A 23,357-nucleotide genomic window follows, 5' to 3' on the forward strand; every position below is an offset into this window, starting at 1 on the left:
GTCCTTCTCAAGCGAACAGGCCGCGGGGCTTGACCAGCAGCACGGCGGCCATGATCAGGTAGATCACCATGCTGGCGATGCTCGGGATCAGCACCGAGCCGAAGGTCTCGGCCATGCCGATCAGGATGGCGCCCCAGAAGGCGCCCTTGATCGAGCCGATCCCGCCGATGACCACGACGACGAAACAGGTGATCAGGATGCTGTCGCCCATGCCCGGGGTGATGGAGGTCAGCGGGGCGGCGATCATGCCTGCGAAGGCGGTCAGCGCCACGCCGACGCTGAAGATCAGGGTGAAAAGGGTGCGCACGTTGATGCCCAGGCCCTCCACCATGTCACGGTTCACGGCCCCCGCGCGGATGATGATGCCGAGGCGAGTATGGCGGATCACCCAGTAGATGACGCCGGCCAGCGCCAGGCAGACGCCCATCACGAACAGCCGGTAGACCGAGTACTGCAGGTTGTCGGTGAGCTGAAGGCTGGCGTCGAAGGGCGCCGGGATGGCCACGCTGTGGACGTCGCCACCCCAGATGATGCGTTGCGCCTCGTTGATCACCAGGATCAGGCCGAAAGTCAGCAGCACCTGGTAGAGGTGGTCGCGCTTGTAGAGCGTATCCAGGAACAGCCGCTCGATGATCAGCCCCAGGGCGACGGCGATGGGAATGGCGATGACGATCGCCAGCCAGAAATTGCCCAGCCGCATAGTCAGGTCCCAGACCAGGTAGGCCCCAATCATGTACATGGCCCCGTGGGCCAGGTTGATGATGCCCATGATCCCGAAGATCAGAGTCAGGCCGCTGGCGATCAGGAACAGCAACAGCCCGTACTGCAGCCCGTTGAGGAGCTGCACACCAAAGAATGCGAGATCCATGACGATCTCCTCCGAGATGGAAGGGGCGAGCCAGGCTCGCCCCGGGAAGTCAGACGTTCACCGGTTCACATCTGGCAGGCGTCGTCCGGCACCTCGAGCTGCTCGGCGGCGACGCCGATGACTTCATGCTTGCCATCGCGGATCTCGCGCAGGTAGACGTTCTGGATCGGGTGGTGGGAGTCGGAGAAGCTCATCAGGCCGCGCGGGCTCTCGAGCTCCACACTGGCCAGGGCCTCGATCAGCGCGTCCCGGTCCTCGGTATTGCCACCGACCTCGGCGAGCGCCTGAACCAGCATGGCGCCGGTGTCGTAGCCCTGCACCGAGTAAGTGTCCGGGGCCACACCGTAGGCATCCTCGTAGGCCGACACGAAGGCGCGGTTCGCCTCGCTGTCCAGGGTCTCGGCATAGTGCATGGTGGTCAGCACGCCCTCGCCGGCACCGTCCATGGCCGCGATGTTGCCCTCGGTGAGGAAGCCCGAGCCCATCAGCGGGATGCTCTCCTTGAGGCCGGCGGCGGCATAATCGCGCACGAAGCTGACCCCGCCGCCGCCGGCGAAGAAGGTGTAGACGGAGTCCGGGGCGATGCTGGCGATCTGGGTGAGGTAGCTCTGGAACTCGGTGCTCGGGAAGGGCACCAGGATCTCCTCGACGATCTCGCCGCCCTCCGCCTCGAAGGCCTCCTTGAAGCCGGCCACGTCTTCCTTGCCCCCGGCGTAATCCCAGGTGATGGTCACGACCTCACGGTGCCCACGGTCATAGGCGACTTTGCCCATCGGGTAGCTGTTCTGCCACATGCTGAACGAGGTCCGGAAGACGTTGGGCATGCAAAGCTGGTTAGTGGCAGCTTCCAGGCCGGCATTGGGGATGATGGTGATAGCACCGGACTGCTTGGCCACCCGCAGCATGCCCATGGCCACGCCGGAGTGGACAGGGCCGATGACGAAGTCGACGCCATCGCCCTTGACCAGGCGGCTCATGTTCTGTGGCGCCTTGGAGGGGTTGGCCTCGGAATCGAGTTGCACGTACTCGACGTCGCGGCCGCCGAGCTGGCCGCCATTCTGCTTGATAGCGAGCTTGAGGCCATTGGTAATGGCCTCGCCCAGGGCCGTGTAGGTGCCGGAGTAGGGCAGCATCAGGCCGACCTTGACCGGGTCCGCCGCGACGGCGAAGCCGGAGGTCACGAGGGTGGCACCGGCCAGTGAGGCCAGGAGAGTGTTCTTGAAGGTCGTCTTCATCATGTTCACCAGGGAGCTTGTATTATGGTTATGGAACGGCGTTGACGCCTGGGTTGCCATAAAGCGGTGTCAGGCTTCGCTGTCTTGAGCCGTTGTCATGCACCGCGGCATCGCTGCCGCGGGGTCTGTCGGCACCAGGTGGGTCAGCGTGACCCGGATCAGACGTAGTAGACGTCGATGACCTGGTGGATGTAGTCGTTGTTGAGTTGCACGACTTTTCTGGTGATCAGCGGTGCCTCCCCCGACACGTCCAATGTGTAGAAGGCAGTGCCGAAATAGCTCTCGGTCTTCTTATAGCGATGGCTCAGGGTGTGCCAGTTGAAGCGCAGCTCCACCGTGTCACCCGTCTCCTTCAGCACCTCGAGGTTGGTGACCTGGTGGGTGGTGCGCGGCTCCGGCGTGCTCGCCCCGCTACGCTCGGTCTTGATCCGGTAGACCCGGTCTTCGAGCCCCTCGCGATTGGGGTAGTAGATCAGCGAGATCTCGCTGTGTGGGTCACGGGTCAACTGGTCGTCATCGTCCCAGGCCGGCATCCAGAACTCGGCGTCCTGGCGGTAGCACTGCAACCACTCGTCCCACTGGCGGTCGTCGAGCAGGCGCGCCTCGCGGTACAGGAAGGCCTGGATATCGTGGTAGCTGATGCTCATGGTCTCTCTCCTCAGGCAGACGCGGTGGCGATAAACTGGCTGCGTTCCTTGTCGATGGCACGCAGCATCTCCTCGACCCAGTGCTTGTGGTGCAGCACGTAAAGGCCCTCGTCTTCCGGGGAGGCCCCACTGAGCAGCGGCTTCATATCGATCGCCTGGGCATTCTCGTCGGCCCCCTGGACCCAGTGCTGGGCGCCGCGCGAGAGGTCATTCCATTCGGCCAGTGCGCCGTTGTAGCCGTCCTGGCAGGCACGGAACTCCTCGAGGTCGTCCGGCGTGCCCATGCCCGAGACGTTGAAGAAGTCCTCGTACTGGCGGATGCGCACGCGGCGGTTCTCCGCGGGCTCGCCCTTGGGCGCGAAGCAGTAGATGGTGACCTCGGTCTTGTCGACGGACAGCGGGCGCAGCACGCGGATCTGGGTGGAGAACTGGTCCATCAGGTAGACGTTGGGGTAGAGGCAGAGGTTGCGGGTCTGGTTGACGATGGAGTCGGCCCGCGCCGCGCCGAGCTGCTCCTCGATCTCGTCCTTGCGGGTGTAGACCGGGCGCACCTCGGGGTTGAGCAGCCGGGTCCACAGCATCATGTGGCCGTTCTCGTAAGAGTAGAAGCCGCCCTGGCTCTTCGACCAGCCGTCGGCGTCCACCGCCTTGGTACCGCCGGCGTCGTAGTTGCGACGCTCCATGGTCGAGGCGTAGTTCCAGTGCACTGAACTGACGTGATAGCCGTCAGCGCCATTCTCGGCCTGCAGTTTCCAATTGCCGCTGTAAGTGTACGAGGAGGTGCCGCGCAGGATCTCCAGGCCTTCCGGCGCCTGGTCGACGATGTTGTCGATGATCTTGGTGGTCTCGCCCAGGTACTCCTCCAGCGGCTGGACGTCATCGCTCAGGCTGCCGAACAAGAAGCCCTTGTAGTTGGCGAAGCGCGGCAGGCGCTTGAGGTCGTGGGAGCCCTCCTGCTTGAAGCCCTCCGGGTAGGCGCCGTTCTTCTCGTTCTTGGCCTTGAGCAGCTTGCCGTCGTTCTTGAAGGTCCAGCCATGGAAAGGGCAGGTGAAGGTGCCCTTGTTGCCCTGCTTGCGCCGGCACAGGGTGGCGCCACGGTGGGCGCAGGCGTTGATCAGTCCGTGCAGCTCGCCCTGCTTGTCGCGGGTGATGACCACCGGCTGGCGACCCAGGGTCACGGTGAAGTAGTCGCCCGGCTCGCTGATCTGGCTCTCGTGGGCCAGGAACAGCCAGTTGCCCTCGAAGATGTGCTTCATCTCCAGGTCGAAGAAATCCGGGTCGGTGAACATGCTGCGGTGGCAGCGGAAGATGCCGTTGTCGGCGTCGTCGACGACGGCGCCACGGACGCGCGTCTCGAGTTGATCAAGCTTGCTGGTCATGGAGTAATCCTCTTTATCTTGTCGTGACCGCTTGGGGCTTATCCGGGGGCAGGCCCCGGGGTGCCGGACCATCGAGGAGGCGCTGTAACAAGTCGCACCTCCTCTTCGGCCTGCCCCCGGCGCCCCGCACCGGAGGTGACGGAAATAATCCGAAGCCGATCAGACCTTGGCGGTGCCGGCCAGCTGGCTGTGCTTGTCCTGCTCGTCTTCCTTGGCCCGCGGGCGGGCGTGGCGCACCTGCAGCTCAGGGGCGTCGGTCGGCGCCAGTTCAACGTCGAACACCACCTCGGAGAAAGGACCCTCCAGACCTCGCGCCTCGGCCTCAGCCGGGTCCTCGATGCGCTCGGCCGGCACCACCAGCTCCTCGCGGGTGGCGAAGGCGAAGTCGTCGAAGGTGTAGGGGTCACCGGCCAGGTTGATCTGGGTGGTCAGGTGCTTGTGGCCCGGGGCGGAGATGAAGTAGTGGATGTGCGCCGGGCGCTGGCCGTGACGGCCGAGCAGGTCGAGCACCTGCTGGGTCGGGCTGTCCGGCGGGCAGCCGTAGCCGGAGGGGATGATGCTGCGCGCGGTGTAGCGGCCCTCGGCATCGGTAAAGATGCTGCGGCGCAGGTTGTACTCGGACTGGGTCGGGTCGAAGAAGGAGTAGCCGCCCTTGGAGTTGGCGTGCCAGATCTCGACCTTGGCGCCGGCGACGGGGTTGCCGTCGACGTCACGCACCTGGCCGGTCAGCCACAGGGTCTCGCCGTCCTGGTCCTGTCCGTCGTCCATGCGCGCGAACCCCTCGGCCTCCGGGGCGCCGGCCACGTAGAGCGGGCCCTCGATGGTACGCGGGGTGCCGCCCAGCAGGCCGCGCTCACGGTCGGCGGCGTCCATGCGCATGTCCAGGTAGTGGTCGAAGCCCAGTCCCGGGGCCAACAGGCCGAACTGGGCCTCGTGGCCCAGCGCGGTGAGCACGCTGACGGCGGACCAGAACTCCTCGGCGCTGACATCAAAGTCGTCCATCAGGCGGAACAGGTCGGAAAGCAGGCGGTGCATGATCTGCTTGGCACGCTCGTTGCCACCCGCCTGGTCGAAGCCGGCGACGGTGTTCAGGAAGTCCTGGACCTCGGGAGTATCGAAAATTTTGACAGTCATAGTCACGCTCTCATCGTTGTCATTATGCCCTGCGGTGTGTCATCAGGGATGCAAGGCAAGTGGTCGAAACCTCCGGATGCCTGACAGATCACATCTCGACGGAGGCGTTCTTGTTGTGGTGAATGGATTCTGGCCAGACGGCGCGATCGTCACCAATATCGTTTGGGTTCCCCTCTATACCCAAGGGGTATCGCCAAGGCAGCCTACACACCCTCCTTCCCTCCCCGTTATGGAGGAGACAACCATCTTAAAATCAATACTTTGCAAGGCATCCTCCGCCATACCCCGCAAGAGCCAGGCATTCCGACAGCGGTATGTCGACCGGCCGGACCGAGGCTGGGCCACTCCGGATGGCCCCTGCCGCGGCCGGTGCGGCTTTCTGAACGTCGATTCACCCCTCCAGGGGACGAAGATTGAGACAAAAGGATAAGAAGCCGGCACGGCGGGACCGGGAAGCGGCCGGACAAAAAAACCCGCGCTGCCGAAGCAGCCACGGGCCAAGGAGGAAACAGCCATGCAGGCACGCCGACGCCCGGGCGCCGGCGCTATCGGTCAGCCGGCACTCTTCGCCGGGAAGCGCTTGCGCAGGGCCTCACGCTCCTGGGAGAAGTCGAAGTCCCGGAACTCCACCAGCATCGAGATCAGCGCCAGCGGCAGCCCGTAGGCCAGGAAGGCGTCAGCCCTGGTCGCCGCCGCCCACCGGCAGCACGCTGCCGGTGATGTAGCTCGCCTCGTCGGAGGCCAGGAACAGGATCGGTGCGGCCATCTCGTCCAGGGTGCCGTAGCGCTTCATCAGGCAGCTCTGCTTGGTCTGGTCAATATGCGCCTGGAACCAGGCTCGCTCCGTCTCGTTGCGGGGCTCCGGGGTGCCGCGGGAGATCTTGCGCGGCGGCGCCTCGGTCCCGCCGATGCCGGCGGCCGCCACGCGGATGCCGTGCTCGGCGACTTCGAAGGCCAGGGACTCGGTCAGTGCATTGATGCCACCCTTGGCCGCCGAGTAGGGGATCCGGTGGATGCCCCGGGTCGCCACCGAGGAGACGTTGACGATCACGCCACCGCCCTGCGCCACCAGGGTCGGCAGCACCGCCCGGCAGCACCACAGCGTCGGCATCAGCGAGCGGTTGACCTCGGCGGCGATCTCGGTAGCGGTGAACTCGGTGAACGGCTTGAAGTTGATGGCGCCGCCCACGTTGTTGATCAGGATGTCGATCCGACCGAAGTGCTCCACCGTACGAGCCATCACCTCCTCGGCCCCCTCCCAGGTCTCGAGGTCGGCCTGCAGGGCGATGGCGTCCACACCCTGCTCGGCAAGCCCCGCCACCACCTCATGGACGAGGTCGGCACGATCCACCAGGGCCAGGCGGGCGCCCTCGGCGGCGGCCCGCTCGGCGAGGCGCTGCCCGATGCCTTGGGCCGCGCCGGTGATCACCATCACCCGCCCCTGGAAACGTGAGCCGTCGAAGCGTTGTAGACTCATGACGCCTCTCCCGGTGCCTGGTTGGGGGTGAACTTCTCGTAGTGGAAGCTCTGCGGCACGATGCCTTCCTTGTCGAAGTACTTGAGCACGGCATCGACCATCGGAGGCGGCCCGCACAGGTAGACGTCGATGTCGCCGTCGTGCATCACCTCGGCGTCCATATGGTGCGTCACGTAACCCTTGCGCGGATGCTCGCTAGCCTCGTCCACCACCACGGTGGAGTAGCTGAAGGTCGGCAGCTCCGCGGCGAAATGCTCCAGGGCGTCGACCTTGACCAGGTGGTCGTCCTTGTTGACGCCGTAGATCAGGTGGATCGGCTGCTCGGATGTCGTCCCTTCCGCCCGCTTCTGGACCAGCAATTCGAGCATGGAAAGGAAGGGGGCGAGGCCCGTGCCACCGGCCAGCATCAGCACCGGACGGCTGATCTCGCGCAGGTAGAAGCTGCCCATCGGCCCGGTCAGGGCCAGCCGGTCACCGACCTTGGCGCGCTCGGTCAGATAGCCGCTCATCACCCCATTGGGGATATTGCGGATCAAGAAGGTGGCGCGCTGCTCCCCGGGCTTCGAGCTGAAGGAGTAGGAGCGGTGCTGCTCGCTGCCCGGCACATCGATGTGGATGTACTGCCCCGGCAGGAAGGCCAGCGCGGCCTCATCGTCCAGGTCCACGCCCAGCTCGATGCTGTCCTCGGAGAGTTGCTCGACCACGGCCAGGGTGCCCTCGAGCTTGCCAACCTGGGTCTTGCACAGGGTGGAAGCCACCGGGATCTGGATGACGCAGTCCGACGACGGCACCATCTGGCAGGTCAGTACCTGGCCCTCGGCGGCCTCCTCGTCGGAGAGGGCGTCCTCCAGGTACTCGTCGCCCATGTCGAACTGGCCCTGTTCACAGTGCCCCTTGCAGGTACCGCAGACACCGTCGGAACAGTCCATCGGCAGGTTGACCTTCTGCCGATAGGCGGCATCGAGGACCGTCTCCCCTTCCTTGCAGCCGATGAAACGACTAACGCCGTCCTCGAAGTTGAGTGCAATGGTATAGCTCATGGTCGAATCTCCTCCTGCACCGGTTCAAACGTGATAGACGTCGATGATCTGGTGGATGTAATCGTTGTTCAGCACCACGTTGTATCGGTGATCAGCAGCGTTTCCCCGACACGTCCGGGTGTAAGGGCGACGGCACGCTCAAACCTTGGCGGTGCCGGCCAGTTGGCTGTGTCGGTCCTGCTTTCATCCGTGACTCAGGCGTCGTCCTCGTGGATGGAGGACGGGTGGCGACACAGCGGCTTGACGCTGATCTCCATGTAGGGGAAGAGCGGCAAGTTGCTGACCAGCTCCTGCAGCTCGGCGTTGTCCTCGACGTCGAAGATGCTGACGTTCGAGTAGCTGCCGGCCACGCGCCACAGGTGGCGCCACTTGCCGGCGCGCTGCAGCTCCTGGGAGTAGGCCTTCTCGGTCGCCTTGATCTCGGCGGCCTGCTCGGCCGGCATGGACGGCGGCAGCTTGACGGTCATTTCCACCTGAAACAGCATATCGATCTCCTTCTCAGTTCTTGCGCGAATAGTGCGCAAGCTTGTCTTCGTCCAGGGTGATGCCGAGCCCCGCCCCCTGGGGGAGGTCGACACCGAACTCGTGGTAGCTGAGCGGCTCGGCGACGATGTCGTCCTCGAGCAGCAGCGGGCCGAACATCTCGGTGCCCCAGGCCATCTCGGGAAGCGTTGCCCAGGCGTGCAGGGACGCGGCGGTGCCGATGGAGCCCTCGAGCAGGGTGCCGCCGTAGAGGCCGATGCCGGCGGCCTGGGCCACATGGGCCAGCTCCAGCACCCCCTGGATGCCGCCGGACTTGGCGATCTTCAGGGCGAAGGCCCCGCTGAAACCGCCCGACACCAGGTCGATAGCGTCGCGGGCATCCTGCACCGCCTCGTCGGCCAGCATCGGCACGTTGAAGCGGTTCGCCAGGCGAATCAGGCCGGCATGCTCGCGGGCGGGAATGGCCTGTTCGACCAGCTCGATGCCGGCGTCCTGCAGCGCCTGGATGCCGCGCACCGCGGTGGACTCGTCCCAGGCCTGGTTGACGTCGACCCGCACGCTTGCCCGGTCACCCAGGGCCTCCTTGATGGCGGCCACGTGGCGCACGTCCTGGTCCACCGGGTTGGCGCCGATCTTCAGCTTGAAGTCGCAGTGGCGACGCTGCTCGAGGCGCAGCAGGGCCTCGTCGATGTCCTTTCGGGTATCGCCACTGGCCAGGGTCCAGAGCACCGGCAGGTGCGTCTGGCGGGCGCCGCCCAGCAGATCGGCCACGGAGAGGCCCAGGCGCTTGCCCTGGGCGTCGAGCAGCGCGATCTCCAGCGCCGACTTGGCGATGGCGTTGCCGCGGGCATGACGATTCAGCCGGACACGCAATGCATGGACGTTGCCCGAGGGCTGGCCGACCAGCAGCGGCGCCAGGTAGGTGTCGATGTTGGTCTTGATGCTTTCGGGACTCTCGGGGCCATAGGCCAGCCCGCCGATGGTGGTGCCCTCGCCGAGGCCCTCGATGCCATCGCTGTGGCGCATCCGCACGATGACCATGGTCTGGCAGGCCATGGTGGTCATGGAGAGCTTGTGCGGGCGGATGGTCGGCAAGTCGACCAGCAGCGTCTCGATGCTTTCGATCACGGATGACATGGGAGGCTCCGAAGTCCGGGGATCTGGTGATTGCATGGCAGTTTGATTGCAGCGTGGAGACCGAACCAATATTGTTTGGGTGCCCTGCCATACCCAGGAGGTATCATGGAACTGCGCCATCTCAGGTACTTCTGCGTGGTTGCCGAGGAGCTGAACCTGACCTGCGCCGCCGAGCGTCTGCACATGTCACAGCCGCCTTTGTCCAGGCAGATCAAGCAGTTGGAGAAGGAAGTCGGGACCGAGCTGTTCGAGCGGGGATCCCGTGGTCTGCGCCTGACCCCCACCGGGCAGTTCTTCCGGCAGCACGCCATCCAGATACTGGAGAAGGTGGACGCCACCCTGGAGGCCACACGACGCATGGCCCGCAGCAAGCGCGTGATGTTCGGCATCGGCTTCGTGCCGTCGGTGTTCTATGGCCAACTGCCGCTGTTGGTCCGCGACTTACGACAAAAGGATAATGTCGAGCTGAGCCTGGCGGAGCTGACCACGGTGCAGCAGATCCAGGCTCTCAAGGCGGGTCGCATCGATATGGGCTTCGGTCGTCTCAGGATAGACGACCCGGACGTGGAGCAGGCGGTGCTTTTCGACGAAGCTCTGATGGCCGCCCTGCCGACGGGCCATCCGCTGGAAGGCACCACCCCGACCCTCGAGCAGCTGTCCCACTACCCGCTGATCCTGTTTCCCGCCAAACCACGCCCCAGCATGGCCGACATGGTGCTCGGGCTCTTCCGCCGCCAGGGGCTGAAGGTGGAGGTGGCCCAGGAAGCCAACGAGTTGCAGACGGCCCTTGGCCTGGTGCACTCCGAGATGGGTATCAGCCTGGTGCCCGAGCAGGTCAAGCGCGTGCAGCGTGACGGCATCGTCTACGTCTACCTCGCCGACAAGAGCATCACCACGCCCGTCATCTGCAGCCGCCGCCGCGGGGAGCCCCCCTCCCCCGTGATGCAGGAGGCCAACGCCCTCCTCGAGGTGCTGGTGGAGAACCGCCGCAGCGGGCGCTATCCCTGAGGCTATTCGAGGGACTCGTAGGCCAGGCCCACGTAGTTCTCGGCGATGGTGGTCAGCCCCGCCTCGGAGCTGGTCACGTAGTCCAGCTCGGCCTGCTGCATGCGGGTATTGAAGTCCTCCTCCTCGGAGAACTTGTGCAGCATGGAGGTCATCCACCAGGAGAAGCGCTCGGCCTTCCAGATGCGCTTGAGGCAGGTCTCGGAGTAGTGGGGGATCAGATCGGTACGCCCCTCCTGGTAGACGCTCATCATCAGCCGGTAGAGGGTGTTGACGTCGCTGGCCGCCAGGTTGAGGCCTTTGGCGCCGGTGGGCGGCACGATATGGGCGGCATCGCCGACCAGGAAGAGCCGGCCGAACTGCATGGGCTCGACCACGAAGCTGCGTAGCGGCGCGATGCTCTTCTCGATGGAAGGACCGGTCACCAGTTTCTCGGCCACGTCGTCGGGGATACGCCGCTTGAGCTCCTCCCAGAAGCGTTCGTCGGACCAGTCCTCGACCTTCTCGTCCAGCCCCACCTGAATGTAGTAGCGGCTGCGGGTCGACGAACGCATGCTGCACAGGGCGAAGCCACGCTCGTGGCGGGCATAGATCAGCTCCTCGGCGACCGGCGGGGTATCGGAGAGCAGGCCCAGCCAGCCGAAGGGATAGACCTTCTCGAACGCCTTGATGCGCCCCTCGGGGATCGACTGGCGCGACACGCCATGGTAGCCGTCGCAGCCGGCCACGTAGTCGCAGTCCAGGCGGTGCGTCTCGCCGTCTTTCGCGAAGGTGACATAAGGATGGTCGGTCTCGAGGTCATGGGGCTGGGCATCGTCCACCTCGTAGAGGGTGGTGCCGCCGACGGCCTCGCGGGCCTCCATCAAGTCCCGGGTGACCTCGGTCTGACCGTAGACCATCACCGTCTTGCCACCGGTCAGTCCGGCCAGGTCGACGCGCACGCGGCGATTGTCCAGGGATAACTCGACGCCGTCGTGGACTTCGCCCTCCTCGTCCATGCGCTTGTCGACACCCGCCTCGCGCAGCAGATCGACCATGCCCTGCTCCAGCACGCCGGCACGGATGCGGCTCAGCACGTACTCGCCGGACTTGCGCTCGAGGATGACATTGTCGATGCCCTGGCGGCTGAGCAGTTGACCGAGCAGCAGGCCCGAGGGGCCGGCGCCGATGATCGCGACCTGTGTCTTCATGGGGATACCTCTGCGTTGTTGTGTTTCATCAATCAATCGATGACTTGCATTTTTCACTGAAACACGACGCCAAGTAAGGCAAGATTGGCAGCATTCCTTGGATATTTCCAAGATATGGCATCGACGTTCGTCTAGATTGCACAACCGGAGGCAAGATGGCCCCGTCACCTGCCACGGATGTTCCCGTCTTCACGCTCTATGGCGAGACCCGACACTGGCCGACGCCCGACCTGCTGCACTGCGAGTCGATTCCCGACCGCAGCCGCCTGCACGACTGGCGCATCCGCCCGCATCGCCACGCCGACCTGGTGCACCTGCTGCATGTCTCGGCGGGGGACGTGGCGCTCGAGCTGGAGGGCAGCACGCAACAGCTGCAAGGGCCACTGGTGATCGTGGTCCCGGCCATGAGCATACATGGCTTTCGCTTCTCACCGGATATCCGCGGCCATATCATCACCCTGGCCCGGCCGCTGGTCGAACAGCTCGATGACCGACTGGCGCAGCAGGCCGCCACCCTGACCCGCGCCGCGGCCCATCCCCTGGGCGAGGCGCGGGAGGCGGCCCGCCTCGCCACCCTGGTGGCGCAGATCGATAACGAATACCGGCACCCGGAGACCGGCCGCAACCACCTGCTGGAGGCCCTGATCCAGGCCCTGACCGTGGAGCTCGCCCGTCTCGCCGACCGCGAGCCGCAGCCCGGCAGCCGACCGCAACCCCGCCGCCGGGACCGCGCCCGGGCGCACCTGCAGAACTACCTGGCGCTGATCGAGGGACAGTTCCGCCAGCAGCCCGGCATCGAGCAGTTCGCCGGCCAACTGGGCATGACCAGCGCCCATCTCAACATGCTGTGCCGACGCCTGGCCGGACGCAGTGCCCTGCAACTGCTCCATGAGCGCCTGCTGCTGGAGGCCAAGCGCCAGCTCACCTACACCAACATGACCATCAGCCAGGTCGCCGACAGCCTGGGCTTCTCGGAACCCGCTTACTTCACCCGCTTCTTCAAGCGACTCACCGGCCTCTCGCCCCGGGACTTCCGCCGGCGCCAGACGGAGGCTTAGTGCCGATACAACAGCGCCCCCGGATGCCTGGGCTTCCGGGGGCGCTGTTCACTCAGCAGGGTTTACTCAACCAGCCGCTTCCAGAGACTTGTGTTCGAAGGCCTCGGCGTTGGGGCAGAAGCCACGGCACGTCTCCCAGCGCTCACCGCCGCGCATTGCTTTCCAGCAGCGGCCGACCACGGGACAGCGATTACAGACCGTCTGCAGCTCGCCGAAGTGCACCGCCTCCTCGGGGCCGAAGTCGTCTCGGTCGAGATCGAAGCGCTGCATCATCTCGGGCATCAGGGTCTCGGCGGGAATCAGGTCGAGCTCCCCGCCGCGGTTGAGGGTCCGCGCCACCTCGCGCTCGAAGGCGGGCGCCATCGGGGTATCGAGGTCACGCACCATCTCCCGATAGTCGACGGACGCCTCATGACGGATACCCTGCACCACCCGAGGCATGCTGGCCGCGAAGAGGCGCTCCTCGAGTCGTGCCAGCCAGCCCTGGCGTAAGGTCTGCTTGTCGTTCATGTCACACCTCCGAGGTGGTCGTGCCGGCATGGCCGGACGCCATGCGGGTTTCACTACCCGAAGGATGGTCCTGCCGTGGCTGGCTGCCAATTGAGGATTTGGCGAGCGCTCATAACTCAAGGGTTATAGCAAAGCGCCCCCGGCATTGCGCCGGGGGCGTTGTCGCCGGCCTTCGTGGCTCAGAGCAGGAACAGCGTGGAGAGCACCGGGAAGGCAATCAGCAGCGCCAGGCGCAGGAAGTCCGAGACGATGAACGGCGCCACGCCCTTGAAGATCTCGCCCAGCCCCACGTGGGGGGCCATGGCCTTGATCACGAAGACGTTCATGCCCACCGGCGGGGTGATCAGCCCCAGCTCCACGGTCAGCACGGTGATGATGCCGAACCACACCGGGTCGATGCCCAACGACTGGATAATCGGGAACACCACCGGCACCGTGATCACCAGCATGGCGATCGCGTCCATGAACATCCCCAGCACGAAATAGAGCAGCAGGATGCACAGCACCACCACGATCGGCGCCAGGTCCATGCCGTAGAGGACGTCGGTGATCGAGAAAGATATCCGCGACACCGAGATGAAGTAACCCAGGGTCTCGGCCCCCACCAGCATGAAGAACACCACCGCGGAGAGCGCCAGGGTCTCCTGCACGCTGCGCCACAATTCGCGGCCACGCATGCCCTTGACCAGGGCATAGAGCAGGGTGGCGAAGGCACCCACGCTGGCCCCCTCGGTAGGCGTGAAGGCGCCGAAGTAGATCCCCAGGATCATCACCAGGAAGACCGCGAAGAACGGCACCAGCCCGCCGAGCGAGGCCAGCTTCTGCAGCCATGAGGTCGGCTCGCCGGCCACCGCCAGCGAGGGCTTGAGGCGCATCACCACGGTGACGGTGAGCGCGTACATCAAAAGCCCCATCAGCCCCGGCACCAGGCCGGCCATGAACATGTCGCCCACCGACTGCTCGGTGAGGATAGCGTAGATCAGCAGCGCGATACTGGGCGGAATCATGATGCCCAGGGTGCCGCCGGCCGCCAGCGCGCCGGTGGCCAGGCCGCGGTTATACCCGTAGCGCTCCATCTCCGGCAGCGCGACCCGTGTCATGGTGCTGGCAGTGGCCAGCGACGAGCCAGAGATCGCCGAGAAGATCCCGCAGGAGCCCACCGCGGCGATGGCGAGCCCCCCTTTCCAGCCGCCGCAGATGGTACGCGCCGACTGAAATAACTTGCCGGCCATGCCGGAATGCGCCGCCAGCACGCCCATCAGGATGAACATCGGCACGGCGCTGAAGCTGTAGTTGGAGAGCACCTCCACCGGCACGGTCTTGAGCTGGGCGATGGCCGCACTCCAGCTGATCACCTGGGCAAAGCCCACCACGCCGACGATCAGCATGGTCAGCGCCACCGGCACCCGCAGCACCATCAGCACCAGCAGCAGGGCCAGCCCGATGGCCCCGATCATCTCACTCGACAGATCAATCCCCACTGGAGACCTCCCCCTCGGCGCCGAAGACGGCACTCAGTACGGCATGGACCAGGCTGCGCAGCCCCAGCAGCAGGCTGAGCACGGCGGCCGCGTAGTAGATGGGCCCCATGGGTAGCCGCAGGTCCTGGGTCACCTCGCCATGCCGGGCCGCCGAGGCGGCGGAATCCACCAGGCCGAGGAAGAGAATCAGGCCGAGTGCCGTGAACCCCAGCAGGTAGACGCCATGCAGGCGGTTCTTGAGGGTGGGAGACAGGCCATGGGAGAAGGCCTCCACCACCACCTGGCTCCTCTCCACGTTGGCCGCCATGGCCGCCAGCAGGGAGAACAGCATCAGGTAGCTGACCAATTCCACGCTGCCGGAGACGCGCAGGGCGATGCCCCCCTCGGTGAGCCGCGACAGGTAGCGGGTGCTGACGTCGGCGATGGTCACCGCCAGCAGCCCCACCAGGGCGATGCCGGCGACGAGCTTGCACAACAGGGCCAGCCACTGACTGGCCCGTTCCAGGGTGGACTGCATCCCCCCTTACTCCTGGCCGGTGGCGCAGGACTCGCTGGCGGCGAGCGCCGCCTCGTAGACCTCACGCCCCGGCAGACCGCGCTCCTCGAGCCGTGTCAGGTAGCTCTCGATGCCGTCCTGGAGCGGCTTCTGCCAGTCCGGATGCTCGAGGGGGTTGTCGATCTCGCGGATGGTGTGGCCGGCGTCCTTGGCCTCCTGCTTGCCTTCCACATCGAGGCGATCGAAGACGACGCCGGCGTTCTCGGCCCACCGCATGCCGGAGTTGGCGTCGATCACCGCCTGCTGCTCGGGGCTCAGGTTGTCGTAGGCGCGCTGGTTCATGGTGGCCACGAAGATCAGGGTGTAGAACGGCACCTCAGTGTGGTAGCTGACCAGCTCGTTGATCCGGAACCCCTTCAGCCCCTCCCAGGGAAAGCTCAGGCCATCGATGACGCCACGCTGCATGGCGGTGTAGATGTCCGGCGCCGGCATGCCCACGGGGCTCGCCCCCATGTTCTCGAGCATTTCACCCGCCACCGCGGTGGGGCGACGGATGCGCAATCCCTCGAGGTCGGATGGCACCTGGACGTCGGTATCGATGGTGTGGATGCCACCCGGCCCGGTGGTAAACATGAACAGCGGCTTGGTATCGGCGTACTCCTCGTCCAGGCGGCCCTCGTCATAGAGGGTCTGCAGCACGCAGGCGCCCTGGGTCGCGGTGGTCGCCACTCCCGGCAACTCGACGACCTGCGACAGCGGGAAGCGCCCGGCGGTATAGCCCTGGGCGGTGGCACTGATGTCGGCGATGCCGTTGGCCGCCGCCTCGTAGAGGGAGTCGGGCTTGGCCAGGGTCCCGGAAGGGAACATCTCGACCCTGAGCTCACCGCCGGACTCCTCCTCGATGGTGGCCGCCCATGCCTTGAATATCTCCTGGTTGATGCCCGAGGCGCCCGGCCAGAAGTGCGCCATGCGCAGGGTGGTGGCCGCCTGGGCGGAGGTGGCCGCCAGGCCGGCGATGGACGCGGCCAGCAGGCAGGCGGTGAACTGGGTCTTCATGGTCATCCTCCGGGTATCGTTATCGTGTTCGCGCGTCCGTTCGCAGAGTGAACATCAGTTCGTTTCACTGACTCGAAGGTAAACCACCCTTCTCTATGGCGAAAAGCGACTTTGGTCTTAACCAGATGCCAGCCCCGTCTGAACCCCCGCTCGGACCGTGACGCCTCAGCCTACCCCGCCAGTGAGGGGTCTTCGCGTTGAAACCTCTACTCCCCTGCCCCGGGAACTGCAGCACGCCCACTCTCCCGGTTGGCCACATCGGCCTCTTCTTCTGGTGCCGACCGGTGTGGCGGCATCACTGGGCGAGTGATCCGCCCCCTAAAGTGCTCGTGACGCGTCAGGGCATTCAAGGACGATTCCGCGCACATCCCACACCCTGAAATGCACGATAATGCATCACCCTCGCCGTACTGGCCTGGCTCGCCACGCGGACACAACCAAATGACTTCCTTACCTTTATTGGGAATATTCTACTAAAGGCGTATCCCCGTGGTGCTTGCCACTCACCAATAATGCACTATAGTGCATTCCTGTCGGCACGCTGGTATCCGCCGCACCGGACACCACCCGCCGTCGACTCGACGACACGACAATAATTCGGCAAGGCCATGCCTCGCCACACCGGAGCCCGACCTATGCCAGCCAGACCGGTGCAGCGCCCTTTCTACTATCGGCGCCCCATCCGCTGGGGTGACACCGATGCCGCCGGCATCGTGTTCACGGCCCACTATTTCGACATCTGCATGGAAGCCATCGAGAGTTGGTTCCTCGACACCCTGGAACTCGACTGGTTTGCCATGATGCACGACTGCGGCCTCGGCTCCCCCTTCGTGCATGCCGAAGTGGATTTCCACGCCCCGCTGACCCCGCGCGACGTGCTGCTGGTACGAGTGGATGTCGAGCGCCAGGGCAACAGCTCCCTGAGCCTCCTCCTGTCAGGGGTCCGGGAGCACGATGACCGGCGCACCTTCACGGGGCACTTCACTTGCTGCTTCAACGAGCTGGCGTCCTTCACCAAGATCCCGATTCCGGATGAACTGCGCCACCGGATCGACAACTACCAGCGGCGCTGCGCCGAGTAAGACCCTGCCCCAGACGACCAAGACGCCAACAACAAGGCCATCACAGGAGTCGCCATGAACGCTTCAACCGCCCCCGTCGAAACCCCGATGTTCGCCGAGCCGCGTGTCCTCATGGACAAGCGGGACGATGGCAGCATCCTGCTGCAGTCCGCCATCCCGCTGGAGGACCACTATGCCCGCTGCGTCGGCGAGTGGCTCGAGCACTGGGCCCGGGAAGCTCCCGAGCGTACCTGGCTCGCCCAGCGAGGTGCCGACGACCAGTGGCAACGCCTGACCTACGGCGAGGCCCGTCGCCGGGTGCTCGCCATCGCCAGCTGGCTGCTGACCCAGGAGCTGTCGACCGAGCGTCCGGTGGTGATCCTGTCGGACAACTCCCTCGAGCATGCGCTGCTGATGCTTGCCGCCATGCATATCGGCGTGCCCGCCTGCTCCGCCTCTCCTGGCAACTCACTGATATCCAAGGACTTTGCAAAGCTAAAGGGAAATATCGAGCTGCTGCGTCCGGGCGTGATCTACGCCGACCCCATCGAGAAATTCCGCCCGGCGCTGGAGGCCATCGCCGACCTGCATGACGCCACCCTGGTGGCCGGCGGCCAGAGCAGCGAGCCCCTGGCAGGCAGCGTGGCGTTCGCCGACATCGAGGCCAAGAGCGACGAAGCGGCGGTGATGGCGGCCTTCGATGCGATCACCCCGGACACCATCGCCAAATTCCTGTTCACCTCGGGCTCGGTGGGCATGCCCAAGGCGGTGCCCAATACCCAGCGCATGCTGTGCTCCAACCAGAAGGCCAAGGAGCAGGTCTGGCCGATGCTCGCCAAGGAGCCGCCGGTGCTGCTCGACTGGCTGCCCTGGAGCCATACCTTCGGCGGCAATCACAATTTCAACCTGATCCTGCGCTGGGGAGGGGCCCTCTACCTGGATGACGGTAAGCCGACCCCCGCGTTGATCGAGAAGACCGCGCGCAACCTCAAGGAGGTCTCACCGACCCTCTATTTCAGCGTGCCACGGGCCTACGACATGCTGGTGCCGCTGCTGCGCGAGGACGACACCCTGCGCGAGGGGTTCTTCAGCCGTCTCAAGCTGGTGTTCTATGCCGCCGCCGCCCTGCCCCACCATCTGTGGACGGCGCTGGAGGAAATGGCCCGCGCCACCACCGGCCAGGACATCATGGTCGTCTCATCCTGGGGTTCCACCGAGACGGCCCCCATCTGTACCGACTGCCATTTCAACGCCACCCGCTCAGGGGTGATCGGCGTGCCGATCCCGGGCACCACGCTCAAGCTGGTTCCCTGCGCCGACAAGCTGGAGGTCCGCGTCAAGGGGCCCAACATCTTCGCCGGCTACTGGAAACAGCCCGAGCTGTCGGCCAAGGCCTTCGATGACGAGGGCTACTACATGATCGGCGACGCCGTGGAGTTCGTGGATCCCGAGCGCCCCGAGCTGGGGCTGCTGTTCGACGGCCGGGTCGGCGAGGACTTCAAGCTGCTCACCGGCACCTGGGTCCATGTGGGCAGCCTGCGCATGGCCGGCCTCGAGGCCATCGCCCCGGTCGGTCAGGATATCGTGGTGACCGGCCATGACCGCGACGAGATCGGCTTTCTGATCTTCCCCCACCCCGAGGAGTGCCGCCGACTGTGCCCGGACCTGCCGGCGGACACGCCGCTGGAGATCCTGGTGGAGCGCCCGGAAATCATCGAGCGGGTACGTGAGGGCCTCGCGGCCCTCAAGGCCAAGGGCGGCGGCAGCTCCACCTATCCCACACGCGCCCTGCTGATGAGCGAGCCCCCCTCCGCGGAGGCTGGCGAGATCACCGACAAGGGCTACATCAATCAGCGCATGGTGCTGAACCGTCGCGCCGAGCTGGTCGAGGCGCTGTATGCCGAGGCGCCGGACTCGCGCGTCATCACCCTGCCCCAATGACATGCCGAGGACACCATGAGCGAGACACTGGTCAAGACGTCGCTGGATGACAGCATCTATACCATCACCCTGGCCCGGCCGGCCAAGCGTAACGCCATCAGCGACAGGCTGCTGGCAGCCCTGGAGGAGGCGCTGGTGGCCACGCCGGACGGCACCCGGGTGATCATCCTCGCCGCCGAGGGCAAGCACTTCTGCGCCGGGCTGGACCTTTCCGAGCACCAGCACCGCGACCCCTTCGGCGTGATGCAGCACTCGCGCAGCTGGCACCGCATCTTCGATCGCCTGCAGAACGGCGGCATCCCGGTGGTCGCGGTGCTTCAGGGCGCGGTGATCGGCGGTGGCCTGGAGCTGGCCAGCGCCACCCATGTGCGCGTCGCCGAGCCCAACACGCTCTATCAGCTGCCTGAGGGCCGTCACGGCATCTTCGTCGGCGGCGGCGCCTCGGTGCGAGTGTCGCGCATCATCGGCCCCGGTCGCATGTGCGAGATGATGCTCACCGGGCGCCTCCTCGACGCCGACGAAGGACAGCGCCTGGGGCTGTCACACTACCTGGTCGGCGAGGGCGAGAGCCTTGCCAAGGCCCGTCAGCTCGCCGAGCGCATCGCCGAGAACGCCCCCATGGCCAACTGGGCGATGGTCTCGGCCATCTCCCGCATCGACGACATGGCCAGCGAGGACGGACTCTTCGTCGAGTCCTTGACCGCCGCCCTGACCCAGACCAGCCCCGAGGTCGCCGCCCGTATCGGCGAGTTTCTGGAGCGCAAGGGCCAGGGCCCGCGTCGCTGATCCGCCACTCACCAGGAGCATTTGCCATGAAATTCCAGGACAACACCTTTATCGTCACCGGCGGCGCCTCCGGCCTGGGCGAGGCCACGGTGCGCGAACTGCACGGCGCCGGCGCCCGGGTGGTGGTCGCCGACCTCAATGCCGAGCGCGGCGAGGCCCTGGCCACAGAGTTGGGTGAGCGCGCCGCCTTCCAGCGCACCGATGTCACCGACGAGGCCGATGCCCAGGCCGCGGTGGACCTGGCCGTGTCCCGCTTCGGCGGCCTGCAGGGGCTGGTCAACTGCGCCGGCATCGGCGACCCCGCCAAGGTGCTGGGCAAGCAAGGCCCCCAGCCGCTGGCGACCTTCTCGCGGGCGGTGCAGATCAACCTGATCGGCACCTTCAACATGATCCGCCTGGCCAGCGCCGCCATGGCCGAGGGCGAGCCCCAGGCCGACGACGAGCGCGGCGTGATCGTCAACACCGCCTCGGTGGCCGCCTTCGATGGCCAGATCGGCCAGGCCGGCTATGCCGCTTCCAAGGGGGGCATCGTCGCCATGACGCTGCCCATCGCCCGCGAGCTGGCCCGCCACGGCATCCGCGTGATGACCATCGCCCCGGGGCTGTTCCAGACGCCGCTGATGGAGACGCTGCCCGAGGAGGTCCAGCAGTCACTGGCCGCGTCGATCCCCTTCCCCAATCGCCTGGGACGGCCCGACGAGTTCGCGCGTCTGGCCTGCCAGATCGTCGACAACGTGATGATGAACGGCGAGACGATTCGCCTGGATGGCGCCATTCGCATGGCACCGCGTTAAGCCGCCCACTCTCCGTTTGAGGATGCCCCATGATCGATTACCAGGCGCCATTGCGCGACATGCAGTTCATTCTCGGCGAGCTTGCCGGCCTCGATGACGTGGCCGCGCTGCCCGACTGCGAGGACGCCTCCCCCGACCTGGTGGCGGCCATCCTCGAGGAGGCCGGCAAGTTCGCCAGCGGAGTGATGGCCCCGACCAACCGCCAGGGCGACCTGGAGGGCTGCCGCCTGGAGGGCGAGCGGGTGATCGTCCCCGACGCCTGGCAGGCCACCTACGACCAATTCCGCGAGGCGGGCTGGCTGGGGCTGTCGCTGCCAACGGAGTTCGGGGGCCAGGGCCTGCCCAAGCTGGTCTCCACCCCGGTGTGGGAGATGTGGTTCTCCAGCAACATGGCCTTCACCATGCTGCCGCAGCTCAACGTCGGCCAGACCGAGGCCCTGCTGATCGCCGCCAGCGAGGCGCAGAAGGCCACCTGGCTTGCAAAGATCGTCAGCGGCGAATGGGCGGCCACCATGAACCTCACCGAGCCCCAGGCCGGCTCGGACCTGGCCGCCACCCGCATGCGCGCCGAGCCCACCGCGGAAGGCGACTACCGCCTCTTTGGGCAGAAGATCTACATCTCCTACGGCGAACACGAGCTCACGCCCAACATCGTGCACCTGGTGCTGGCCCGGCTGCCCGATGCCCCCGAGGGGGTCAAGGGCCTGTCGCTGTTCCTGGTGCCCAAGTACCGCCTCGACGCGGACGGCAACCCCGGCGAGAAGAACGATGTGCGCTGCATCTCCATCGAGCACAAGATGGGCATCCACGGCAGCCCCACCTGCACGCTGAGCTTCGGCGACACCGAGGGCGCCGTGGGAGACCTGGTCGGCGAGCCGCACCAGGGCCTCAAGACCATGTTCATCATGATGAACGAGGCCCGTTTCGGGGTCGGCGTGCAGGGCGTGGCGCTGGGCGAGCGGGCCTACCAGTCGGCGCTCGACTACGCCCGAGAGCGGGTCCAGGGCCGCAATATCGTCAGCGGCGAGGCGGGACAGCCGATCCTTTACCACCCGGACGTCAAGCGCATGCTGGTCGGCATGCGCGCGCGGCTACTGGCCATGCGCACCTTCCTCTACACCGCCGCCGGCTGGTTCGACATCGCCCACCACCACCCGGACGCTGAGGTGGCCGACAAGCACCGCCGCTACGTCGACCTCTTGATGCCAGTGGCCAAGGGCTGGTGTACCGAGGTCGGCAACGAGCTGTGCGACGAGGCGATCCAGGTGTTCGGCGGCATGGGCTTCGTCGAGGAGACCGGCGTCGCCCAGCTTTTCCGTGACGCTCGCATCATCACCATCTACGAAGGCACCACCGGCATCCAGGCCAACGACCTGCTGGGCCGCAAGATCCTACGCGAGAAGGGTGCGACGCTGCGCGAACTGCTGGACGACATGCGCGTCTGTGCCCAGGCGGCCCATGAGGACTCGCGCCTGGCGGAGCTGGCCGACGGCCTGGAGGAACTGCTCGAGGGGCTGGCGGCGACCACCGACTGGCTGCTCGCCCAGGGCAAGGAGCAGACCGCCGCCCTCTACGGCGGTGCGGTCCCCCTGCTCTATCAGCTGGGGACAGTCGTCGGCGGCTGGCAGCTGGTGCGCGCCGCCCAGGCCGCACAGCGCCAGCGCGATGCCGGCGAAGGCGACACCGACTACCTGGACAGCGTCATCGCCCTCGCCCGTTTCTACATGGCCACCTACGCCCCCGAGGCGGCGTCCCACGCCCGAGCCGTGCGTGACGGCGGCCGGGTATTGGCCCACTTCCCCGAGGCCGGGCTCTAAGCCTGGCTCTCCTCCCCCACACAGGAGACGCCCATGAAAGTCCTCGTCGCGGTCAAACGCGTCATCGACTACAACGTCAAGATCCGGGTCAAGCCGGACAACAGCGACGTCGACCTCACCAACGTCAAGATGGCCATGAACCCCTTCTGCGAGATCGCCGTGGAAGAGGCGGTGCGCCTCAAGGAGCGCGGGGTGGCCACCGAGATCGTTGCCGTCACCGTGGGGCCCAAGGCCGCCCAGGAGCAGTTGCGCACCGCCCTGGCGCTGGGCGCCGACCGGGCGATCCACATCCAGACCGACGAGCGCGTCGAGTCGCTGGGGGCGGCCAAGGCGCTGGCCAAGGTGGTCGAGGAAGAGCAGCCGGGCCTGGTGATACTGGGCAAGCAGGCCATCGACACCGACAACAACCAGACCGGCCAGATGCTCGCCGCGCTGACCGGCCGGCCCCAGGGCACCTTCGCCTCCGAGGTCGTGGTCGAGGACGGCAAGCTGCAGGTGACCCGCGAGATCGACGGTGGCCTGCAGACCCTCGAGCTTTCGCTGCCCGCCATCGTCACCACCGACCTGCGCCTTAACGAGCCGCGCTACGCCAAGCTGCCCGACATCATGAAGGCCAAGAAGAAGCCGATGGACGTCAAGAGCCCGGCGGATCTCGGCATCGAGGTGGCCTCGAAGGTCAAGCTGCTCAAGGTCGAGCCGCCGGCCGAGCGCCAGGGCGGCGTCAAGGTGGGCTCGGTGGACGAGCTGGTCGACAAACTCAAG

The 23,357-nt window shown here is 66.0% G+C and carries 23 protein-coding genes; 9 read left to right on the forward strand and 14 right to left on the reverse strand.

From position 1 onward, the window contains the following. Positions 1–7: 7 nt before the first annotated feature. From OP497_RS12225 to catA, 5 genes are all read right to left on the reverse strand, one after another. The gene (locus OP497_RS12225) at positions 8–868 is read right to left on the reverse strand and encodes a branched-chain amino acid ABC transporter permease (RefSeq protein ID WP_280548770.1); all 861 of its coding nucleotides are present in this window, start codon (positions 866–868) and stop codon (positions 8–10) included. Between the two features lie 65 nt (positions 869–933). Next, entirely contained in the window at positions 934–2,103 is a 1,170-nt protein-coding gene (locus tag OP497_RS12230) for an ABC transporter substrate-binding protein (RefSeq protein WP_280548772.1), read from the reverse strand. A 158-nt stretch (positions 2,104–2,261) separates the two neighbouring features. Continuing rightward, positions 2,262–2,750 carry a benzoate 1,2-dioxygenase small subunit gene (gene benB, locus OP497_RS12235; protein ID WP_280548774.1) on the reverse strand — a complete coding sequence of 163 codons (489 nt, stop codon included), beginning with the start codon at positions 2,748–2,750 and terminating at the stop codon, positions 2,262–2,264. An 11-nt stretch (positions 2,751–2,761) separates the two neighbouring features. Further along, entirely contained in the window at positions 2,762–4,129 is a 1,368-nt protein-coding gene (locus OP497_RS12240) for a Rieske 2Fe-2S domain-containing protein (RefSeq protein WP_280548776.1), read from the reverse strand. A gap of 159 nt (positions 4,130–4,288) precedes the next feature. Continuing rightward, positions 4,289–5,263 (reverse strand): catechol 1,2-dioxygenase, encoded by a 975-nt coding sequence (gene catA / locus OP497_RS12245; protein WP_280548778.1) that lies wholly within the window; start codon positions 5,261–5,263, stop codon positions 4,289–4,291. Between the two features lie 514 nt (positions 5,264–5,777). Here catA and OP497_RS12250 point away from each other — a divergent pair. Next, complete coding sequence (locus OP497_RS12250) at positions 5,778–5,927, forward strand: hypothetical protein (RefSeq protein WP_280548780.1); 150 nt, start codon at positions 5,778–5,780, stop codon at positions 5,925–5,927. 12 nt (positions 5,928–5,939) lie between these two features. On the opposite strand, the gene benD is transcribed toward OP497_RS12250, so the two are convergent. The 4 genes from benD to OP497_RS12270 form a co-directional block, all read right to left on the reverse strand. Beyond that, on the reverse strand, positions 5,940–6,740 hold the full coding sequence (benD, locus tag OP497_RS12255) for a benzoate diol dehydrogenase BenD (RefSeq protein WP_280548782.1): 801 nt from the start codon (positions 6,738–6,740) through the stop codon (positions 5,940–5,942). Next, positions 6,737–7,780: a benzoate 1,2-dioxygenase electron transfer component BenC gene (benC, locus tag OP497_RS12260; RefSeq protein ID WP_280548785.1), complete on the reverse strand. Its 1,044-nt coding sequence runs from the start codon at positions 7,778–7,780 to the stop codon at positions 6,737–6,739. Before benC ends, benD begins: the two co-directional genes overlap by 4 nt. Positions 7,781–7,974: 194 nt before the next feature. Next, complete coding sequence (gene catC / locus OP497_RS12265; RefSeq protein ID WP_280548787.1) at positions 7,975–8,265, reverse strand: muconolactone Delta-isomerase; 291 nt, start codon at positions 8,263–8,265, stop codon at positions 7,975–7,977. A gap of 13 nt (positions 8,266–8,278) precedes the next feature. Beyond that, on the reverse strand, positions 8,279–9,400 hold the full coding sequence (locus OP497_RS12270; protein ID WP_280548789.1) for a muconate/chloromuconate family cycloisomerase: 1,122 nt from the start codon (positions 9,398–9,400) through the stop codon (positions 8,279–8,281). 105 nt (positions 9,401–9,505) lie between these two features. Here OP497_RS12270 and OP497_RS12275 point away from each other — a divergent pair, with 105 nt between their 5' ends. Then, entirely contained in the window at positions 9,506–10,408 is a 903-nt protein-coding gene (locus tag OP497_RS12275; RefSeq protein WP_280548791.1) for a LysR family transcriptional regulator, read from the forward strand. Between the two features lie 2 nt (positions 10,409–10,410). Here OP497_RS12275 and pobA read toward each other — a convergent pair whose 3' ends face one another. After that, on the reverse strand, positions 10,411–11,595 hold the full coding sequence (gene pobA, locus OP497_RS12280; protein WP_280548793.1) for a 4-hydroxybenzoate 3-monooxygenase: 1,185 nt from the start codon (positions 11,593–11,595) through the stop codon (positions 10,411–10,413). A gap of 155 nt (positions 11,596–11,750) precedes the next feature. On the opposite strand from pobA, the gene OP497_RS12285 reads away from it, so the two are divergent. Then, a complete protein-coding gene (locus tag OP497_RS12285; RefSeq protein WP_280548795.1) occupies positions 11,751–12,653 on the forward strand; it encodes a helix-turn-helix domain-containing protein in 903 nt (300 codons plus the stop codon). Between the two features lie 66 nt (positions 12,654–12,719). On the opposite strand, the gene OP497_RS12290 is transcribed toward OP497_RS12285, so the two are convergent. From OP497_RS12290 to OP497_RS12305, 4 genes are all read right to left on the reverse strand, one after another. Continuing rightward, entirely contained in the window at positions 12,720–13,163 is a 444-nt protein-coding gene (locus tag OP497_RS12290; protein WP_280548797.1) for a hypothetical protein, read from the reverse strand. Positions 13,164–13,342: 179 nt separating this feature from the next. Next, the gene (locus OP497_RS12295) at positions 13,343–14,632 is read right to left on the reverse strand and encodes a TRAP transporter large permease (RefSeq protein ID WP_280548810.1); all 1,290 of its coding nucleotides are present in this window, start codon (positions 14,630–14,632) and stop codon (positions 13,343–13,345) included. 1 nt (position 14,633) lies between these two features. Next, positions 14,634–15,161 (reverse strand): TRAP transporter small permease subunit, encoded by a 528-nt coding sequence (locus tag OP497_RS12300; protein ID WP_280548799.1) that lies wholly within the window; start codon positions 15,159–15,161, stop codon positions 14,634–14,636. Positions 15,162–15,167: 6 nt separating this feature from the next. Then, positions 15,168–16,196 (reverse strand): TRAP transporter substrate-binding protein, encoded by a 1,029-nt coding sequence (locus tag OP497_RS12305; RefSeq protein WP_280548801.1) that lies wholly within the window; start codon positions 16,194–16,196, stop codon positions 15,168–15,170. A 635-nt stretch (positions 16,197–16,831) separates the two neighbouring features. Here OP497_RS12305 and OP497_RS12310 point away from each other — a divergent pair. The 6 genes from OP497_RS12310 to OP497_RS12335 form a co-directional block, all read left to right on the forward strand. Beyond that, positions 16,832–17,278 (forward strand): thioesterase family protein, encoded by a 447-nt coding sequence (locus OP497_RS12310; RefSeq protein ID WP_280548803.1) that lies wholly within the window; start codon positions 16,832–16,834, stop codon positions 17,276–17,278. A gap of 54 nt (positions 17,279–17,332) precedes the next feature. Next, positions 17,333–19,198, forward strand: a complete 1,866-nt coding sequence (locus OP497_RS12315) for a feruloyl-CoA synthase (protein ID WP_280548804.1) — start codon at positions 17,333–17,335, stop codon at positions 19,196–19,198. A 15-nt stretch (positions 19,199–19,213) separates the two neighbouring features. Continuing rightward, positions 19,214–19,984 (forward strand): crotonase/enoyl-CoA hydratase family protein, encoded by a 771-nt coding sequence (locus OP497_RS12320; RefSeq protein ID WP_280548805.1) that lies wholly within the window; start codon positions 19,214–19,216, stop codon positions 19,982–19,984. A 26-nt stretch (positions 19,985–20,010) separates the two neighbouring features. After that, complete coding sequence (locus OP497_RS12325) at positions 20,011–20,778, forward strand: 3-hydroxyacyl-CoA dehydrogenase (RefSeq protein ID WP_280548806.1); 768 nt, start codon at positions 20,011–20,013, stop codon at positions 20,776–20,778. A 29-nt stretch (positions 20,779–20,807) separates the two neighbouring features. Next, positions 20,808–22,595: an acyl-CoA dehydrogenase gene (locus tag OP497_RS12330; RefSeq protein ID WP_280548807.1), complete on the forward strand. Its 1,788-nt coding sequence runs from the start codon at positions 20,808–20,810 to the stop codon at positions 22,593–22,595. 33 nt (positions 22,596–22,628) lie between these two features. After that, positions 22,629–23,357, forward strand: a 729-nt coding sequence (locus tag OP497_RS12335; RefSeq protein WP_280548808.1) for an electron transfer flavoprotein subunit beta/FixA family protein, incomplete at its 3' end; no start/stop codon positions are given.

Origin of the sequence: Halomonas sp. 11-S5 (genome assembly GCF_029889825.1) — a bacterium.
Classification (GTDB): domain Bacteria; phylum Pseudomonadota; class Gammaproteobacteria; order Pseudomonadales; family Halomonadaceae; genus Halomonas.

Bases quoted from the DNA above. Each gene is read 5' to 3' on its own strand.
- OP497_RS12225 (WP_280548770.1), bottom strand. From the start codon at position 868: ATGGATCTCGCATTCTTTGGTGTGCAGCTCCTCAACGGGCTGCAGTAC.
- OP497_RS12230 (WP_280548772.1), bottom strand. From the start codon at position 2,103: ATGAAGACGACCTTCAAGAACACTCTCCTGGCCTCACTGGCCGGTGCC.
- benB (WP_280548774.1), bottom strand. From the start codon at position 2,750: ATGAGCATCAGCTACCACGATATCCAGGCCTTCCTGTACCGCGAGGCG.
- OP497_RS12240 (WP_280548776.1), bottom strand. From the start codon at position 4,129: ATGACCAGCAAGCTTGATCAACTCGAGACGCGCGTCCGTGGCGCCGTC.
- catA (WP_280548778.1), bottom strand. From the start codon at position 5,263: ATGACTGTCAAAATTTTCGATACTCCCGAGGTCCAGGACTTCCTGAAC.
- OP497_RS12250 (WP_280548780.1), top strand. From the start codon at position 5,778: ATGCAGGCACGCCGACGCCCGGGCGCCGGCGCTATCGGTCAGCCGGCA.
- benD (WP_280548782.1), bottom strand. From the start codon at position 6,740: ATGAGTCTACAACGCTTCGACGGCTCACGTTTCCAGGGGCGGGTGATG.
- benC (WP_280548785.1), bottom strand. From the start codon at position 7,780: ATGAGCTATACCATTGCACTCAACTTCGAGGACGGCGTTAGTCGTTTC.
- catC (WP_280548787.1), bottom strand. From the start codon at position 8,265: ATGCTGTTTCAGGTGGAAATGACCGTCAAGCTGCCGCCGTCCATGCCG.
- OP497_RS12270 (WP_280548789.1), bottom strand. From the start codon at position 9,400: ATGTCATCCGTGATCGAAAGCATCGAGACGCTGCTGGTCGACTTGCCG.
- OP497_RS12275 (WP_280548791.1), top strand. From the start codon at position 9,506: ATGGAACTGCGCCATCTCAGGTACTTCTGCGTGGTTGCCGAGGAGCTG.
- pobA (WP_280548793.1), bottom strand. From the start codon at position 11,595: ATGAAGACACAGGTCGCGATCATCGGCGCCGGCCCCTCGGGCCTGCTG.
- OP497_RS12285 (WP_280548795.1), top strand. From the start codon at position 11,751: ATGGCCCCGTCACCTGCCACGGATGTTCCCGTCTTCACGCTCTATGGC.
- OP497_RS12290 (WP_280548797.1), bottom strand. From the start codon at position 13,163: ATGAACGACAAGCAGACCTTACGCCAGGGCTGGCTGGCACGACTCGAG.
- OP497_RS12300 (WP_280548799.1), bottom strand. From the start codon at position 15,161: ATGCAGTCCACCCTGGAACGGGCCAGTCAGTGGCTGGCCCTGTTGTGC.
- OP497_RS12305 (WP_280548801.1), bottom strand. From the start codon at position 16,196: ATGAAGACCCAGTTCACCGCCTGCCTGCTGGCCGCGTCCATCGCCGGC.
- OP497_RS12310 (WP_280548803.1), top strand. From the start codon at position 16,832: ATGCCAGCCAGACCGGTGCAGCGCCCTTTCTACTATCGGCGCCCCATC.
- OP497_RS12315 (WP_280548804.1), top strand. From the start codon at position 17,333: ATGAACGCTTCAACCGCCCCCGTCGAAACCCCGATGTTCGCCGAGCCG.
- OP497_RS12320 (WP_280548805.1), top strand. From the start codon at position 19,214: ATGAGCGAGACACTGGTCAAGACGTCGCTGGATGACAGCATCTATACC.
- OP497_RS12325 (WP_280548806.1), top strand. From the start codon at position 20,011: ATGAAATTCCAGGACAACACCTTTATCGTCACCGGCGGCGCCTCCGGC.
- OP497_RS12330 (WP_280548807.1), top strand. From the start codon at position 20,808: ATGATCGATTACCAGGCGCCATTGCGCGACATGCAGTTCATTCTCGGC.